This window comes from Brachybacterium sp., assembly GCF_052095815.1.
Lineage (GTDB): Bacteria > Actinomycetota > Actinomycetes > Actinomycetales > Dermabacteraceae > Brachybacterium.
In genome coordinates, this window is record NZ_JBQDLF010000025.1 from 24426 (window position 1) to 41365 (window position 16940).

16 protein-coding genes are annotated in these 16940 nt (G+C 70.8%); 11 read left to right on the forward strand and 5 right to left on the reverse strand.

Translation table 11 applies throughout. From position 1 onward, the window contains the following. Positions 1-79: 79 nt before the first annotated feature. Positions 80-1426 carry a phosphoglucosamine mutase gene (glmM, locus tag ACTH43_RS10995; RefSeq protein ID WP_441444940.1) on the forward strand — a complete coding sequence of 449 codons (1347 nt, stop codon included), beginning with the start codon at positions 80-82 and terminating at the stop codon, positions 1424-1426. 153 nt (positions 1427-1579) lie between these two features. Here the strand turns inward: glmM and coaA are convergent, their stop codons facing one another. Then, the gene (coaA, locus tag ACTH43_RS11000; RefSeq protein WP_441444941.1) at positions 1580-2536 is read right to left on the reverse strand and encodes a type I pantothenate kinase; all 957 of its coding nucleotides are present in this window, start codon (positions 2534-2536) and stop codon (positions 1580-1582) included. Between the two features lie 236 nt (positions 2537-2772). Here coaA and glmS point away from each other — a divergent pair, with 236 nt between their 5' ends. The 7 genes from glmS to ACTH43_RS11035 are packed head-to-tail and all read left to right on the forward strand — an operon-like array spanning position 2773 to position 9734. After that, a complete protein-coding gene (glmS, locus tag ACTH43_RS11005) occupies positions 2773-4641 on the forward strand; it encodes a glutamine--fructose-6-phosphate transaminase (isomerizing) (RefSeq protein ID WP_441444942.1) in 1869 nt (622 codons plus the stop codon). 45 nt (positions 4642-4686) lie between these two features. Then, entirely contained in the window at positions 4687-5154 is a 468-nt protein-coding gene (locus ACTH43_RS11010) for a holo-ACP synthase (RefSeq protein WP_441444943.1), read from the forward strand. Further along, positions 5151-6722, forward strand: coding sequence for an NAD(P)H-hydrate dehydratase (locus ACTH43_RS11015; RefSeq protein ID WP_441444944.1), 1572 nt, complete (start codon positions 5151-5153; stop codon positions 6720-6722). Before ACTH43_RS11010 ends, ACTH43_RS11015 begins: the two co-directional genes overlap by 4 nt. 13 nt (positions 6723-6735) lie before the next feature. Further along, positions 6736-7908, forward strand: coding sequence for an alanine racemase (alr, locus tag ACTH43_RS11020; RefSeq protein WP_441444945.1), 1173 nt, complete (start codon positions 6736-6738; stop codon positions 7906-7908). Continuing rightward, positions 7905-8480 carry a tRNA (adenosine(37)-N6)-threonylcarbamoyltransferase complex ATPase subunit type 1 TsaE gene (gene tsaE, locus ACTH43_RS11025; protein WP_441444946.1) on the forward strand — a complete coding sequence of 192 codons (576 nt, stop codon included), beginning with the start codon at positions 7905-7907 and terminating at the stop codon, positions 8478-8480. The genes alr and tsaE overlap by 4 nt, the downstream gene beginning before the upstream one ends. Further along, entirely contained in the window at positions 8480-9199 is a 720-nt protein-coding gene (tsaB, locus tag ACTH43_RS11030) for a tRNA (adenosine(37)-N6)-threonylcarbamoyltransferase complex dimerization subunit type 1 TsaB (protein WP_441444947.1), read from the forward strand. The genes tsaE and tsaB overlap by 1 nt, the downstream gene beginning before the upstream one ends. A 1-nt stretch (position 9200) precedes the next feature. Then, positions 9201-9734, forward strand: a complete 534-nt coding sequence (locus ACTH43_RS11035; RefSeq protein ID WP_441444948.1) for a GNAT family N-acetyltransferase — start codon at positions 9201-9203, stop codon at positions 9732-9734. Here the strand turns inward: ACTH43_RS11035 and ACTH43_RS11040 are convergent. Continuing rightward, positions 9731-11443 (reverse strand): hypothetical protein, encoded by a 1713-nt coding sequence (locus ACTH43_RS11040; RefSeq protein ID WP_441444949.1) that lies wholly within the window; start codon positions 11441-11443, stop codon positions 9731-9733. The genes ACTH43_RS11035 and ACTH43_RS11040 overlap by 4 nt on opposite strands. Continuing rightward, the gene (locus ACTH43_RS11045; RefSeq protein ID WP_441444950.1) at positions 11428-12417 is read right to left on the reverse strand and encodes an ABC transporter ATP-binding protein; all 990 of its coding nucleotides are present in this window, start codon (positions 12415-12417) and stop codon (positions 11428-11430) included. Before ACTH43_RS11045 ends, ACTH43_RS11040 begins: the two co-directional genes overlap by 16 nt. Positions 12418-12597: 180 nt before the next feature. Between ACTH43_RS11045 and ACTH43_RS11050 the strand changes: the two genes are divergently transcribed. Next, positions 12598-14088 (forward strand): AI-2E family transporter, encoded by a 1491-nt coding sequence (locus ACTH43_RS11050; protein WP_441444951.1) that lies wholly within the window; start codon positions 12598-12600, stop codon positions 14086-14088. 169 nt (positions 14089-14257) lie between these two features. Here ACTH43_RS11050 and greA read toward each other — a convergent pair whose 3' ends face one another. Next, positions 14258-14749, reverse strand: coding sequence for a transcription elongation factor GreA (gene greA / locus ACTH43_RS11055; RefSeq protein WP_441444952.1), 492 nt, complete (start codon positions 14747-14749; stop codon positions 14258-14260). A 205-nt stretch (positions 14750-14954) separates the two neighbouring features. Beyond that, positions 14955-15347, reverse strand: coding sequence for a DUF4307 domain-containing protein (locus tag ACTH43_RS11060; protein WP_441444953.1), 393 nt, complete (start codon positions 15345-15347; stop codon positions 14955-14957). 217 nt (positions 15348-15564) lie between these two features. Between ACTH43_RS11060 and mca the strand changes: the two genes are divergently transcribed. Together mca and ACTH43_RS11070 are read left to right on the forward strand one after the other, a co-directional pair. Beyond that, positions 15565-16476 (forward strand): mycothiol conjugate amidase Mca, encoded by a 912-nt coding sequence (mca, locus tag ACTH43_RS11065; RefSeq protein ID WP_441444954.1) that lies wholly within the window; start codon positions 15565-15567, stop codon positions 16474-16476. Beyond that, complete coding sequence (locus tag ACTH43_RS11070) at positions 16473-16934, forward strand: hypothetical protein (RefSeq protein WP_441444955.1); 462 nt, start codon at positions 16473-16475, stop codon at positions 16932-16934. The genes mca and ACTH43_RS11070 overlap by 4 nt, the downstream gene beginning before the upstream one ends. Positions 16935-16940: the final 6 nt, after the last annotated feature.

A 16940-nucleotide genomic window follows, 5' to 3' on the forward strand; every position in this document is an offset into this window, starting at 1 on the left:
CTGGAACCTGCGCGCGACACGCCTGCGCGGCAGTGCTCACGGGGGCCCGCAGACCCCGAATCCTCATGAGGAGAATCCTGTGGCACGACTTTTCGGCACCGACGGAGTGCGCGGACGCGCGAACGGCGACATCACTGCGGAGCTCGCGGTCGAGCTGTCCGTGGGCGCTGCCCACGTACTGGGCACCCTGGGGGCCTTCGGCGGCACCCGGCCCCGCGCGATCGTCGCCCGCGACACCCGCCCCTCCGGCGACTTCCTCTCCGCCGCGGTGAGCGCGGGCCTGGCCGCCGCCGGAGTCGATGTGCTCGACGCCGAGGTGCTGCCCACCCCGGGCCTCGCGTATCTCGTGCAGTCCACCGGTGCGGACCTCGGCGTGATGATCTCCGCCTCGCACAACCCCGCCCCGGACAACGGCATCAAGTTCTTCGCCCGCGGCGGCACCAAGCTGCCCGATGAGGTCGAGGACGCCATCGAGGCCCGCCTCGGCGAGGAATGGGACCGCCCCCAGGGCACCGACGTCGGCACCATCTCCCGCTACGAGGGCGCCGTCGAGGCCTACGTCCAGCACCTCGTCTCCACCCTGGACCGGCCGCTGGCCGGCCTGACCGTGGTCGCGGACTGCGCCAACGGCGCCGCCTATCTCACCGGCCCCGACGCCCTGCGCCGTGCCGGTGCGACCGTGCACGTGATCGGCGACCGCAGCGACGGCGGCCTGATCAACGACGGCTGCGGCTCCACCCACCTCGAGCCGCTGCAGGCCGCGGTGCTCGAGCACGGCGCGGACATCGGCGTCGCCTTCGACGGCGACGCGGACCGCTGCCTCGCAGTCGCCGCCGACGGCGAGATCATCGACGGCGACCAGATCATGGCGATCCTCGCGCTGGACCTCAAGGAGCGAGGCAAGCTCCACGACGACACCCTCGTGGTGACCGTCATGAGCAACCTGGGCCTCAAGCTCGCCATGAAGGAGCACGGCATCGTGCTGGGCCAGACCGGCGTGGGCGACCGCTACGTGCTCGAGGAGATGAACCTCGGCGGCTACTCCATCGGCGGCGAGCAGTCCGGGCACGTGATCATCGCCGAGCACGCCACCACCGGCGACGGCGAGCTCACCGCCCTGCACCTGATGCAGCGGATGGCCGAGACCGGCCGCACCGCCCGGGACCTCGCGAACGTGATGACCCGCCTCCCGCAAGCGCTCATCAACGTCAAGAACATCGACAAGGCCAAAGCCACCATCGACCGCGGGGTCGCCGACGCCGTCGCCGCAGTGGAGCAGGAGCTGGGGGAGACCGGCCGGGTGCTGCTGCGCCCCTCCGGTACCGAGCCCGTCGTGCGCGTCATGGTCGAGGCCCCCACCGATGAGCAGGCCACCGAGATGGCCGAGCGCCTCGCCGTCATCGTCCGGGAGCGCGTGGGTCTCTGACCCTCTCCGGTCTCGGGGCACGCCCGTCGAGAACGCGGATTCCTGCCAGAAACGGATGGGATCGGTGGTCTCGGCGGGCGTGTCGCGTGAGGGGTCCCGTGATCGGGGGGTGTCTCGCTGTCAGGGGTCTATGCGCGATGACAACCGGGCCGCTCACACCTTCCGCAGCAGCACCGAGTGGACGCGGTGCTGGCCGTCCTTGCGCAGCACCAGGTCGGCGCGGCCCCGGGTGGGGACTACGTTCTCGGTGAGGTTCGGGCCGTTGATCGAGCGCCAGATCCCCAGCGCCGTCTCCTTGGCCTCCTCGTCGGTGAGCTCCGCGTAGCGGCGGAAGTAGGAGCGGGGGTTGGAGAAGGCGGTGCGCCGCAGCTGCAGGAAGCGGTCCACGTACCAGCGCTGCACGTCCTCCATCCGCGCATCGACGTAGACGGAGAAGTCGAAGAAGTCCGAGACGGCCATCCCGAGGCGGCCGTCGCGGCGGGGACGGGCCGGCTGCAGCACGTTCAGCCCCTCGACGATCAGCACGTCGGGCTGCTCGACCACCACGCGCTCGTCCTTGAGGATGTCGTAGGTCAGGTGGGAGTAGATCGGCGCTTCGACGCGCTCGTGCCCGGCCTTCACGTCGGCGACGAAGCGCAGCAGGCGGCGCCGGTCGTAGCTCTCGGGGAAGCCTTTGCGCTGCATGATGCCCCGCGCCTCGAGCTCGGCGTTGGGGTAGAGGAATCCGTCGGTGGTCACCAGCTGCACCCGCGGGGTATCCGGCCAGCGGGCCATCAGCTCCCGGAGCAGTCGGGCGGTGGTGGACTTGCCGACCGCCACTGAGCCGGCCACTCCGATCACGTACGGGGTGCGCTGCTGGTGCTGATCGAGGAAGTCCTCGCGGTTCCGGCGCAGCGCCTGGGCGGCGGCGACCTGGATGTTCAACAGGCGCGAGATCGGCCGATAGACGGCGTCGACCTCCTGCAGGTCGAGTCGATCGCCGAGGCCGCGCAGCCGGGTGACGTCCTCCTCGGACAGCGGCAGCGGGGTCTGCTGCGAGAGCCGTGCCCAGTCCTCCCGGGGGATCTCCTCGAAAGGAGTGACGGTGCTCGACGTCGACGCAGACTTCATGGGGTGATTGTTCCAGCTCGCGGTGCGGGCCCGGGCCACGGGTGCGGCGTGGTGCGACTCGGGCGGAGCGCAGGCGAGAGGCGGTCAGCTCCGCGCATGAATGCCTGCTCATTTCTGCTCACTATGTGCAGCCATTGGCCATGGCTGCGCGCCGGGGTCCGCCATCGTGAGGAAGGCCTCTCACGGAATCCGCACGGGGAGTGCCGAACTCTCCCGCGATCATTAGCGTGAGCGGCATGTGTGGAATCGTCGGATATGCAGGCCCTCGGGCCAAGAGCCCCTCTTCCCGTCCGGTGGACGTCGCCCTTCAGGGCCTCGCTCGCCTCGAGTACCGCGGATATGACTCCTCGGGCGTGGCCGTGATCGATGACGGCTCCGTGCGCGTCACCAAGCGCGCCGGCAAGCTCGCGAACCTCCGCGAGGCGCTCCAGGACGCCGCCGAGACCACCGGCGGGGTCTCCATCGCCCATACCCGCTGGGCCACCCACGGAGCACCCACCGACCTCAACGCCCACCCCCACCTGGGCGGCCGCGAGGGGGAGCTGGCCGTGGTGCACAACGGCATCATCGAGAACTTCGCGAACCTCCGCGCCGAGCTCGAGGCCGACGGCTTCCTCTTCACCTCCGAGACCGACTCCGAGGCGGCCGCACACCTGATCGCCCGCGAGATGGAGCAGGCCGGGGACCTCACCGAGGCGATGCGCCGCAGCGCCGCCTCCCTCGAGGGTGCCTTCACCCTGCTGGCTGTGCACAAGGACGCCCCGGACACTGTGGTCGCCGCCCGCCGCAACTCCCCGCTGGTGGTGGGCCTCGGCGAGGGCGAGAACTTCCTCGGCTCGGACGTCGCCGCCTTCGTAGACTCCAGCAAGGAGGCCCTCGAGATCGGCCAGGACCAGGTCGTCACCGTCACTGCGAACTCCGTGTCGATCATCGACTTCGACGGCAACGAGGTCACCGACGCCAAGCGATACACGATCGAGTGGGACGCCGCGGCCGCGCAGAAGGGAGGCTATGACTCCTTCATGGCCAAGGAGATCCACGAGCAGGCCAGCGCCGTCGCGGACACCCTGCGGGGCCGCCTCGAGGACGGCTCCCTGAAGCTCGACGAGATGGACATCGACCCCTCCGTGCTGCGCAGCATCGACAAGATCGTCGTGGTCGCGTGCGGCACCGCCGCGAATGCCGGCGCCGTCGCGAAGTACGCGATCGAGCACTGGTGCCGCATCCCCACCGAGGTCGAGCTCGCCCACGAGTTCCGCTACCGCGACCCCGTGGTCACCGAGAAGACGCTCGTCGTCGCGATCTCCCAGTCCGGCGAGACCATGGACACCCTGATGGCTGTGCGCCACGCCCGGGAACAGGGCGCGAAGGTCATCGCGATCTGCAACACCCGCGGCTCGACCATCCCGCGCGAGGCGGATGCGGCGCTGTACCTGCACGTCGGCCCCGAGATCGCGGTCGCCTCCACCAAGGCATACCTCGGCCAGATCGCCGCCTGCTACCTGCTGGGCCTGTTCCTCGCCCAGGTGCGCGGCAACCTCTACCCCGACGAGATCGCGGCGCTGATGGGCGACCTCGAGCAGCTCCCGGACCAGATCCAGCAGGTGCTGGACAACTCCGCACAGGTCGAGCAGCTCGCCCGCGACATGAAGGACGCCACCAGCGTGCTCTTCCTGGGCCGCCACGTCGGCTACCCGACGGCGATGGAGGGCGCGCTCAAGCTCAAGGAGATCGCCTACATCCACGCCGAAGGCTTCGCCGCCGGGGAGCTCAAGCACGGCCCGATCGCCCTGGTCGAGGAGGGACAGCCGGTGTTCGTCATCGTGCCCTCCCCGAACGGCCGTCACTCCCTGCACTCCAAGGTGGTCTCGAACATCCAGGAGGTGCGCGCCCGCGGCGCCCGCACCCTGGTGATCGCCGAGGAGGGCGACGATGCGGTGCTGCCCTATGCCGATGTGGTGATCCGGGTGCCCGCCACCCGCACCCTCTTCGCCGCGCTGCTGACCGTCATCCCGCTGCAGATCTTCTCCTGCGAGCTGGCGACGGCGAAGGGCCTGGATGTGGATCAGCCGCGCAACCTCGCCAAGTCCGTCACCGTGGAGTGAGCCGGCACTCCCGCTCAGCCCAGGCGGGGGTGTGATACTGCCGGGGTGAGCACTTCTCCGACTGCATCGCCGACGCCCGGCCCCGATCACAGCTTCGGGGGCCGGGCGTTCGCGCCCCAGGATGATGGCACCATCGCGGGCGTCGGCATCGACGTGGTGGGGATCGCGCGCCTGACCGCGATGCTGGAGCGCACCCCCGCCCTGCTCGACCGGCTGCTGACCCCGTCAGAACGCCATCTCTCCGCCGCCTCGCGCGCCGCCCGGGTCGCGGCCAAGGAGGCCGTGGGCAAGGCCCTCGGCGCTCCAGGCGATTTCTCCTGGCAGGACGTCACCGTCGAGCGCACCGAGGTGCGCCGCCCGTACCTGCGCCTGCGCGGTGCCACCCTGCGGGCCGCCGAGGCCCAGGGCGTGGCCCACCTGCACCTGTCCCTCTCTCACGACGGGGACGTCGCCACCGCGATCGTCGTCGCCGAACGCGGGGTCGGTACCGGCGACGGAAGCAGGCTCCCGTGATCTGCGGGCACACCGCGGCGGCGGTGCGTGCGGCGGAGGCGCCGCTGCTGGCGGCGGGGGAGCCGCTCATGCTCCGCGCCGCCCGCGCCCTGGCCGGCCACGTCGCGGCCCGACTGGGTACCCCTGACACCAGCAGTCCGGACGTGCCCCGGGTGCTGGTCCTCGTCGGCGCTGGTGCCAACGGCGGCGACGGGCTCCATGCCGCCGCGATGCTTCGCGCCGACGGCATCCACGCCGACGCGATCGCCACTGCAGATCGCCTCCACGACGAGGGGGCCGCTGCGCTGCGCGAGCAGGGAGGCGAGATCCTCCCGCTGGCCGACACCGCACCCGGCATGCTCCAGGACACTCTGGCCCGGACCACGCTGGTGCTCGATGCGATTCTCGGCATCGGTGGCCGCCCCGAGGTCCCCGCCGACCTCCTCCCGCTGCTGGCGGTGGTGCGGGGGAGCGGAGTCCCCGTGATCGCGGTCGACCTGCCGAGCTTCGTCGACGCCACCACCGGACAGGCCGCCGACGAGGCCCTGCACGCCACCGAGACCGTCACCTTCGGAGCGGTCAAAGCCGGGCTGCTGCTGCCCGGCGGCGCCGAGCGCGCCGGCATCCTCCACCTCGTGGACCTCGGCCTCGGCCCGCACCTGCCCGCCCCCGCTGTGCTGCGTCTCGAAGACGCCGACGCCCGTGGCCTGCTGCCGCAGCCGGGGCGGGACGCCACCAAGTACACCCGCGGGGTGGTCGCGCTCGCAGCCGGCAGCGAGCAGTACCCGGGGGCGGCGGTGCTCGCCGTGTCCGGCGCGGCGCGGGCTGGGGCCGGGATGGTCCGCTGCCTCGCCCCGCAGACGGTGCTCGACCTGGTGCTGCGCGAGCGGCCGGAAGTGGTCGGGCACCGGGTCGAGCGCGCCCAGGGCGGGCCGGACGCGGTGGACCTCACCGCCGTCGGCCGCACCGACGCGCTGGTCGTCGGCCCCGGGCTCGGACCTGAGGACCCTCGTGCGGCTGCGGGCGTGAACTGCCTGCGCGCGGGAGACGGCGCGGAAGACGGCGCGGGAGATGGCACGGGAGATGGCGCGAGAGAGAAGACGATCGCACGTGGCGCGATCGACGCGGGCGCCCTTGGCACGATCACTCCGGAGCACCGCTTCGGCACCGACGTGGTCCTCACCCCGCACCGCGGGGAGGCCGAACGGCTCGCCAGCCGCCTGGGCCTGGACCCCGACCTGCCGGGCGTGCTCCTCGCCCCCGCCCTCGCGAGCGCCACCGGCGCCACCGTGCTGCTGAAGGGCGCGATCACGCTCGTCGCCCCCGGGGATGGTGGACCGCTGAGGGCCCAGGACGATGCGACCCCGATGCTCGCGACCGCCGGCACCGGGGACGTGCTCGCCGGGGTGCTCGGCACCCTTCTCGCTGCGGGGCTTCCCGGGCCGGATGCTGCTGCGCTCGCCGCGATCCTCCACGGCCGCGCCGGCCGACTCGCCTCGCACGACGGCCTGCACCCTCTGGTCGCCCTCGAGGTGGCCTCACACCTGCCCGCCGCGATCGGGACTATCCTGGCAGGCGCCCAGCCGTGATCCAAGGAGCCCGATGACCATCCCGATCCCTGCCGAGGACCCTCGGCACGTGCCCAACCGGGCCGTGATCGACCCCTCGGCGATCACGCAGAACACGCGTGCCCTGGGCACCCTGCTCGAGGAGCAGACGGCGCTGATGGCGGTGGTCAAGGCCGACGGCTATGGGCACGGCATGCTCACCGCGGCCCGCGCCGCGATCGAGGGTGGTGCGACCTGGCTGGGCGTCGCCCACCCCGCGAGCGCGCTCGCACTCGCCCGGGCCGGACTCGATGCGCAGATCCTCACCTGGCTCTACGAGCCGCACACCGCGCGCACTGTGCTGCCCGAGGTGCTCAGCTCCGGCGTGGACGTCTCCGTCGGCTCCCCGGAGATGCTGGCGCTGGTCGCCGAGGCGGCCCGGCAGGCCGACCGCCGCGCCCGCGTGCACCTGAAGATCGACACCGGGATGGGACGCAACGGCGTGCTGCCCTGGCAGATCCGGGAGATCGGCGCCGCCATGCGGGAGGACGATTTCATCCAGGTCGCCGGCGCCTGGACCCACCTCACCACGGCGGATGACCCCTCCGATCCGTCGACCGATCAGCAGGTGGAGCTGTACGACTCCGCCTGCGCGGCGCTCGCCGAGGAGGTCGGTCCGATCCCGCTGCAGCACATCGCGAACTCTGCAGCCACCCTCACACGCCCGGATCTGCACCGCGACATCGTGCGGCCCGGCATCGCGCTGTACGGCTACCCGCCGGTGCCCACAGATGTGCCGCTGCGCCCGGCGATGACCCTGACCAGCCGCCTCGCGCTGGTCAAAGAGGTGCCGGAGGGGCAGAGCATCGGCTACGGCCGTCTCCGTGCCACCGACCGCCCCACCTGCCTGGGGCTGGTGCCGATCGGCTATGCCGACGGACTCCACCGCGCCGCCAGCGACCGCTGCGACGTGATCGTGCGCACCGAGTCCGGGGACCGTCGGGCCCCGCAGGTGGGCCGCATCAGCATGGACCAGATCGTCATCGACCTGGGCCCGGGGACGGACGCGCGTGCGGGCGACGAGGTGTTCCTCTTCGGCGACGCGGGCGGCGCCCCGAACGATCCCGCCGCCTCGACCGCTGACGACTGGGCGCGTGCCGCCGGCACGATCCCCTACGAGGTCCTCACCTCCGTCTCCGGACGCGTCACCCGCGAGGTGCGCTCATGAGCGATGCGCGCAGGGGAGCACTGCCCGTGCGCACCCGCGACGCCGACGGGACCCGCACGGTCGCCCGGGCGCTGGCCGCGGTGCTGCAGCCCGGAGACCTGCTGGTGCTCGACGGCCCTCTCGGCGCCGGCAAGACCACCTTCACCCAGGGCCTGGGTGCCGGACTGGGCGTGCGCGGGCCCGTCGCCTCCCCGACCTTCGTCATCGAACGGGTCCACCCGAGCCTCGGCGCGGGCCCCGACCTCGTCCATGTGGACGCCTATCGCCTCGGCGGGGGCGGAGAGATCGACGACCTCGACCTCGAAGCAGATCTCGACCGCGCCGTCACGGTCGTGGAGTGGGGCCGGGACCGGGTCGAGCACCTCGTGGACTCATACCTGATGGTCGAGCTCGAACGCCCGGACCATGTCGACGATCCGCACGACCCCGACGAACCGCGCACCCTGCTGCTGACCCCGCACGGCCCTCGCTGGGACGAGCCGGCGATCACCCGCCTCGAGGCGGCGCTGGCCACCATCACCGGCCCCGACGGGATCGCCGAGGCCGCCGAATCCTTCGAGGAGAACCGCTGATGCTGCTGGGAATCGACACCTCCGGGGCGGTGAGCGTCGCCATCGCGAGCGGTGAGCTCACCGGCCCTGCACCCGAGATCCTGCAGGTCCGCGCCGACGAGCGCTCCCGCCACCACGACGAGGTGCTGCTGGCCCTGATCGACGAGGCGATGCAGGCCGCGGGAGTGGAGCGGTCCGAGCTCACCGGCGTCGTGGTGGGCCGTGGCCCCGGCCCCTTCACCGGCCTGCGGGTGGGGCTGGTCTCGGCTCGCTCGATCGCTGCAGTGCTCGGGGTACCGCTGCACGGGCTCAGCTCCCTCGACGGCCTCGCCCACCAGGCGCTCGCAGAGCTCGACCCCGCCCAGGAAGGGGCCGCGCATGACGGCACCGTCACCGTCGGGGTGGCCCTCGACGCCCGTCGCCGCGAGGTCTACCACGCCCGCTATCGCCGGGAGGCGAGCGGTGAGGTCACCCGGATCTCCGAGCCGGCGGTCGATGCCCCGGCGGCGGTCGCCGACGAGCTCACCGCCTGCGACATCCTGGTCGGCTCCGGAACCGGGATCTACCCGGACCTGCTGCCCGCCACCGCGGAGCTGGTGCATGTCGATGCAGGGCATCTGCTGCTCGCCGCCGCCGCGCTGACCGCGCGGGGCGTGGATCTCAGCAGCACCGAGCCGATGTACCTGCGCGAGCCGGATGCGGCCAAGCCCACCGCACGCAAGAGCGCACTGGGTCGCTGACGTGACCGGCCCCGCAGTCCCGCCCGCCGTGCCCTCCGGCGAGCCGGCTGTCGACCCCGCCTGGGCGCTGCGCCCGGCGAATATCGAGGACGTCGAGGAGATCGCGTTCGCCGAGCTCGAGCTGTTCCCCGACGAGGCCTGGAACGTCTTCCAGCTCGCCGCCGAGATCGAGCACCCTGACCGTCGCTACGTCATCGCCGCGGCCGGGCCGCAGGGGAACGGCGAGCTGCTCGGGTACGCCGGGATCATGCTCGCCGGAGACATCGCCGACCTGCACACCATCGGCACCCGCCGCGAGGGCGCCGGCATCGGCCGGGCGCTGCTGAACTGGTGCCAGGAGCAGGCACAGGAAGGCGGCGCCGAGCGGATGCTGCTCGAGGTGCGGGAGGACAACACTCGGGCGCGCGCGTTCTACGCGGCTGCCGGGTACCGGGAGATCGACCGTCGGCGCGGCTACTACCGGATCCGCGGCCGACGGATCGATGCGCTGGTGATGGAACGCGACCTCTCCCAGAGCCCGCGGGCCACTCGCTAGACGTGGTTGCGGACCTTCTGGAACACATCCGGGTAGCGTGCGTCCAGCCGCACCACGGCGATCCGCAGACCCACCAGGAACACGACCACACCGGCCACCAGCGCGAGCACCCCCGCGAGCAGGGTGAGGGCGAGGCTGCCTGAGACGGCACCCCAGATGCCCACGCCGATCGCCGGGATCAGCGGCACGAACACCCCCACCATCGCCACGGTCATCGCGACCATCGCGTTCGAGCTCGAGGCGGACTTGTCCTTCATCGGGTTGGTGCCGGGAGGCGAGCTCGGATAGGGGAGCAGCACGCCGGTCACCATCGAGATGCCCCAGCCGCAGGCCATCGCCCCCAGCGAGATCATCACCGTCATCGGCATCAGGTCCGCCATCCCGTACAGGAGCGGGATCGCGATCGTCGCCACCACCACGCCGGGCACCATGAGCACCGCCATCGCGGCGATGCGGCCGGTCAGGTTTGCGCGGGAGGGCAGTCCGGTGACGATGTTGACCCATCCCGAGGGACCGTCGAAACCGATCTCGTTGGCCAGGCTGATCCCGCTCATCCCGCACATGAGGATCGTCATCGCGAGCATCATCGGTCGTGATTCCGGGAGCATGAACCCCATCGCCACGAAGAACACGATGATCACCGGATAGATGCCGAGGGCCGCGAGATAGCGGGTGTCGCGGCGCCAGTAGCGCAGCGACTTGCCCATCACCGCGCCGAAGGCGCTCGGGGCGATGAAGTGCGGCACCAGCGGGGAGACCTTGGTGTTCCCCGAGGAGGCATCCCCGGTGAGCGCCGAGGTGAGGGAGAGATCGATCGAACGTCGCCACCACAGCCACACCAGCGCGATGGTGACCGCCCCGATCAGGGCCCGGACGAGCGCGGTGAGCACCCGGCCCTCGGCGAGATCCATCGGTACGGCGAAGAGCGCGCCGACGGGGGTCCATGCGAGCGCCTCGACGACCGTGGGCATCATGCGCCCCAGCAGGGTGAAGTCGAGATCGGAGACGCGCTGCATGCCCAGCGAGAAGCCGTAGATCACAATGAACATGAGCAGGAAGCCGAGGATCCCGCCCACCTCACGCCCGCTGCGCGAGGAGGCGCGGCTCGCCGAATGCGCGAACCAGGCGCGAGGCAGCAGCAGGCACAGGGCGAAGGCGGCGAGATTCGCCGGCACCAGGGCGAGCGCACCCAGGATGATCCATGCAGCGCCCTGGCCGAACACGATCAGCCACAGCAGTTCGAACCCGGTCGCGATCGCAACCGCGAGCAGCGTGAAGAGGCTGGGCAGGCTCAGCGCTGCAGCGGCGAACATGCCGGGCTGGAGCTCCTTCGCGCTGCGGGGGAAGAGCGCGAAGGCCCGCGCATCGAGGGTGTCGTCGAGGCCGAAGGCGACCACCGGGATCAGGAACCACAGCAGCACGGCCAGAGCCCCCAGGCCCCGCACGATCAGCGGGAAGGTCGAGCCCTCCCCAGCCCAAAGCGTGGTGCCCAGGAACAGGAACACCAGGCCCACCAGGGCGCCGAGGGTGTACAGCACACCGAAGATGGTGCCGACCAGCTTGCCGACGTTCTTGCGGTAGGACCGCTTCCACAGCGTCCACTTGAGCGTCAGCTGCAGGCGGATCAGGTGCTTCTGCGAGATCGCACCGTGGTGGACGTCCGTTGCTGAGGCGGTCGCTGCGTGCTCGCTGCTCAGGACTCCAACCACGACAGGCTCCCCTCCGCGACGTCGCCGCCGCCGACCAGGTCGATGAAGGTCTGGACCAGGCTGCCGCCGTGACGGACCTCGTCCAGAGTGCCGTCGGCCAGCAGTTCGCCCTGGGCGATGATGGCGACGTGGCTGCACAGACCCTCGACCAGCTCCATGACGTGGCTGGACAGCACCACGGTGCCGCCACCGTCGACATAGGCGGTGAGGATCTTGCGGATCACCTGCGCGGAGACCGGATCGACCGCCTCGAGCGGCTCGTCCAGCACCAGCATCCGGGGCGCATGCAGCAGTGCGCTGGCCAGCAGGATCTTTTTGGTCATGCCGGCGGAATAGTCCACGACGAGCTTGCCGTCCTCTCCGGCGAGGTCCAGTGCGGTCAGCAGTGACTCCATCCGCTCCTCGACCACGTCGGCCTTCATCCCGCGCACCAGGCCGACATAGGTGAGCAGCTCCCGACCGGTCAGCCGGTCGAAGGTGCGCAGCCCGTCGGCGAGCACCCCGAGCAGGGCCTTGGCCTGCTGCGGCTCGGCCCACATGTCGTGCCCGAGCACATGGGCGGTGCCTCCGTCCGGGCGCAGCAGCCCGGTGGCCATCGACAGCGTGGTCGTCTTTCCCGCCCCGTTCGGGCCCACGATCCCGTAGAAGGAGCCGCGGGGGACATCCAGGGAGATCCCATGCACGACCTCCGTCTTGTCGAAGGACTTCCGCAGGCCTCGGATCGACAGCGCGCTCCGCTCCGGGATCGCCGCGTCGGCAGCGATCGGCGCGGCGACCCCGTGGACCGGCTGCGATGCGGGGGCCGCCCCGTAGGGAGCAGGGTCCATCCCTGAAGGGCCGGCGGCCATCCCTGAAGGAGCGGGAGTCATTCCGGAAGGAGCGGGGGTCACTCCGGAAGGAGCGGGGGCCGCCTGGGAGGGCGGCGCGTGGGGGACCTCGAGATCAGGAGAGGAGGACGGGTGCTCACTGTGCATGGGATCACGGTAGTTCCCGCGAGGTCAGGCACATGCCCCCCGCTCGGTGAGTCAGGGGCCGACCTTCGTCGGTCCCGGTCCTGGTCTCGCTGTCGGTCCCGTTCCCGCGCTCGCGTGCGGATCTTCGAGCGTGCGTGATTAGGATGCCCCTGAGCCGCCGTGGCTCACGGAAGGAGTCCCATGTCGAAGCTGCGCGCCACCCCGAGGGCCTCGAGCCTCGCGCCGGAGGTCGAGGAGATCCCGCTGGGCGTTCGTCGAGCTGCGGCGTGGTCCTGGCGGCTCATCGTCGTCGTCGCTGCCGCCGCCCTGATCATCTGGGGGCTGCTGCAGATCACCACCATCGTGATCCCGGTGCTCATCGCCATCCTGCTCGCCGCGCTGCTGACGCCGATCGTCAAGGTCCTCACCCGCTACACCTTCCTCGGGCGAACTGCGGCCAGCGGCATCGCGCTGCTCGGTCTGCTGTTGGTGATCGCCGGGATGTTCACCCTCGCCGGACGGCAGCTGTTCGCACAGTTCGCGGATATCCAGGACAAGGCCGTCACGGGGTTCCAGGGCCTCGTGGAGTGGGCCACCACGACCTTCCAGATCGACCTGCCGATGATGAACGCAGCACTCGACGAGGGCCTCCAGCAGCTTGAGCAGTATTCCGGGCAGCTGGTCTCCGGAGCGCTCAGCACCGCTGCAGTGCTCGGCAACGTCGTCACCGGCATCCTGGTGGCGCTGTTCACCCTGTTCTTCCTGCTCTCGGGCGGTGCCGGGATCTGGCGCTGGGTGGTGGGCCTGCTGCCGCCCGCGGCCCGGGTCCCCACCCATGAAGCGTTCCGCCGGGGCTGGAAGGCGCTGTCGGCGTACATGCGCACCCAGATCCTGGTCGCCGCCGTGGACGCCATCGGCATCGCCATCGGCATGGTGGCGCTCGGGCTCGGCTCCTATGCGGTGCCGATCTGGCTGCTCGTGTTCCTGTTCTCCTTCATCCCACTGGTCGGCGCGATCCTCTCCGGCGTGATCGCCGTGCTGCTGGTGCTCGTGCTGAAGAGTTGGATCGGGGCGCTGATCATGCTCGCGATCGTGCTCGCAGTGCAGCAGATCGAGGGCAACGTGCTCCAGCCGTTCCTGATGGGCAAAGCTGTCGAGCTGCACCCCCTGGCGGTGTTCCTCGGAGTCGCCGGAGGCGCGATGATCGCCGGCATCCCCGGCGCGCTGTTCGCGATCCCGGTGATCGCCTTCGTCAACGCCACGCTGCTGTACGTGGTGGGCCGAGACCCGAGCCCGGATCTCGGAGAGGACAGGGCGAGCCGCGAGCATTTCGCCTCGCTCACCCGCAAACGAGCCCCCGCAGCGGGCGCGGAGAGCGGTGGCGGGATCAAGCTCGCGATCCCGAGCTTCGCCGCGCTGCGCCCCTCCACGGTGCGCCCGGCCGGCGCGGTCCGCGGAGGTGAGACCGCTCCCCGAGGCGCGGCCACCACCGGTGCTGCAGCCACCGCCGCGGCTCCTGTCACCGCCACTGCGACTCCTGCCACCACCACAGCGGGTTCCGATCCGGCTCCGGTGGATCCGGCCCCTGACGCGGACCTCCCGGCTTCCGGCACCCCCGTGGCCGACGCGGGAGGAGACGCGCCGCAGGACCCGCTACACGACCCGGCGCGCGAGGACCGCGACGGCATCTGAGCTCCACGCCCGCCCGCTCGGGCCCCGAGGCGCCCGGCCTGGGCGCCTGCCCCGGGCGGGCGCTCGTTGAATGCGTGAAAGAAGGCCCCCATCCCAGCAGCTGCCGGGACGGGGGCCTTCCTTCATGCTCTGCGCCCGCGATCTCGGGCGGCGGCTCACGCCGTGCGGGTCACGCCTTGTAGGGCGTGGCCGTCAGGATCTCGATCGAGAACGTCTTCCCGTTCGGCGCCGTGTACTCGACGGTGTCACCGACCCGGGAACCGTGGATCGCGCTGCCCAGCGGCGACTCCGAGGAGTACACCTCGAGGTCGTCGTCGCCGTCAGCGATCTCGCGGTTCCCCAGCAGGAAGGTGCGCTCCTTGCCGGCCATCGTGATGCCCACGACCATGCCGGGCTCGACCACGCCGTCGTCCTTCGGAGCCTCGCCGACCACGGCGTTCTTCAGCAGACGCTGGAGATCCGCGATCCGGGACTCCATCTTGCCCTGCTCTTCACGAGCGGCGTGATAGCCGCCGTTCTCCTTCAGGTCCCCCTCGTCACGAGCCGCAGCGATGCGCTCCGTGATCTCTGCGCGTGCCGGACCTTCGAGCTCCGCGAGCTCCTTGGTCAGGCGGTCGTACGCGTCCTGGGTGAGCCAGGCGCCATTAGGCTGGCTGCTCATGGGTTCACTCCTGTCGTCCTCGGTAGTGCGCATCGGGAAACGATCCCCATATACGCGAATCACGGGGCACATGTCCTCATGCGCCCCGTGTGCGGGTGATGATCAATCGGCGTCGAGCCGGTTTCGGAATACATTACACCGCGCAGAACGCTTTCCCGGGGATCCCCGGCACGTTTACGCGCATCGAGTAATCACCGCGGCCAGCTCACCGTGCGGAGCAGCTGACGACCTCTGCAGAGACCGCATCGCCCTGGGTCGAGATCTCGACGTGGTGCGCGGTGCGTCGATCCTCCTGGGCAGGGATCTCCGTCTCCACGAAACCGACCTGCGCACGGCCCTTGTTCAGCGCCTGGATACGGCAGCTCGCCTCCGTGCCCGGGTCCATGGTCACCATGAAGTCCACGCCGATCGAGTCATCGGCGAGATGCTCGTAGGAGAGCACCTCGGAACGGACCGGCGTGCTCGCGGCCTGGATCCCCACGTAGAGCACCACGGCCACGAACGCCGCGACAGCGAGCGCGAGGAGCACACGGGCGGTGCGTCGGCTGACGAGCGGCTTCCCATAGCGGTCGGCGTGCCGCTCCCTGACGTCGTTCATGGGGCCAGTCTCCCAGACCCTGTCCGGGTGCTCCCCGGGAGCGTCCGGAGAGGTGGGGAGGTGCCTGTCACGTCGTCCGGGAATCCCCGGTTCCTCCCGGTTCCACTCAGCGGGGGTGGCGTACGATCGGACGCTGGTGCACCCCACCGGCTCCGTGCAGAGCATGCGCACCGTCGCTGGGGGTCCCGACACCGTCCAGCCGCCTCCGAGGAGTCCCGTGACCGTCCAGCTGCCCGCTTCCGATGAACCACTGCGGATGGTGGCCGTCCACGCGCATCCGGACGACGAGTCGTCCAAGGGTGCCGGTTCGACTGCTCGATATGCGCGCGAGGGTGTCCAGGTCACGGTCATCACCTGCACCGGCGGTGAGCGCGGCGATGTCCTGAACCCGCGCCTGCGTGATGACCCGACCGTGACCGTCGAGGCCCTGCCCGGTATCCGTCGCCGGGAGATGGAGCGCGCCAAAGAGATCCTCGGCGTGGACCACGAGTGGCTGGGCTTCATCGATTCAGGGCTCCCCGAAGGCGACCCGCTGCCACCGCTGCCGGCCGGGAGCTTCGCCGCCACCCCAGTCGAGGAGGCGGTGCGCCCCCTGGTCGAGTCCGTGCGTCGCCTTCGCCCCCATGTCATGACCACGTATGACGAGAACGGCGGCTACCCGCATCCCGACCACATCCAGGTCAATCGGATCAGCGTGGCCGCTTTCGACCTCGCAGCGGACCCGGATTTCGCGCCCGAGCTGGGCGATCCCTGGTCGATCGCGAAGCTCTACTACATCAACGGCTTCCACCGGCAGCGGTTCTCGGCGGTCAGCCGGCACCTGCGCACCGAAGGAACGCCGAACGAGGAGCTCGATCAGATGCTCCAGCACTACGACGAGAGCCATGATCGGCTGCTCACCACGCGCATCGACGTCCGTGACTACCTCGCGGTGAGGGACGATGCATTGCGGGCGCACGCCACCCAGGTCGATCCCGAAGGGCCGTTCTTCCGCATCTCGCACGATGCCGAGACCGCGGCCTGGGGCACCGAGGACTACGAGCTGCACATCTCTCGGATCGGGGTCAAGCTTCCTGAGACCGACCTGTTCGCAGGGCTGCGGAACGAGACCATGGAGGCGCGCGCATGAACGGGGCACAGCTTCTGCTCGACGCCGGCCTGGTGTTCGCCGCCCCGAGCCCCTCCGACGGCGGAGAGCTCAACTCCGTCACCGTCTCGCCGGGGCTGCCGGGCTTCTTCGCGGCCTTCGTGCTGGCGGTGCTGGTGGTGCTGCTCGCGATCAGCATGACCCGCCATACCCGCCGGATCCAGGCCCAGGCACGGCTCAAGGAGCGGATCGAGGCCGAAGAGCGCGCCGAGGCCGAACAGGCGGCGGCGGAAGCCGACGGCGGGCCAGTGGATGCACAGTCGGTGGACGGACAGCCGGTGGAAACACAGCCGGTGGAATCTCAGCCGACGACGGACCAGTCGGCAAGCGAGCAGCCGGCGGAGGACCCATCGACGACGGACCAGTCGACCTCTGAGGCGAATGGCCCAGCGGGCGACCGCCCCGAGGGCGGGACCCGACCCTCCACCGAGGACCGCTGAGCGGCG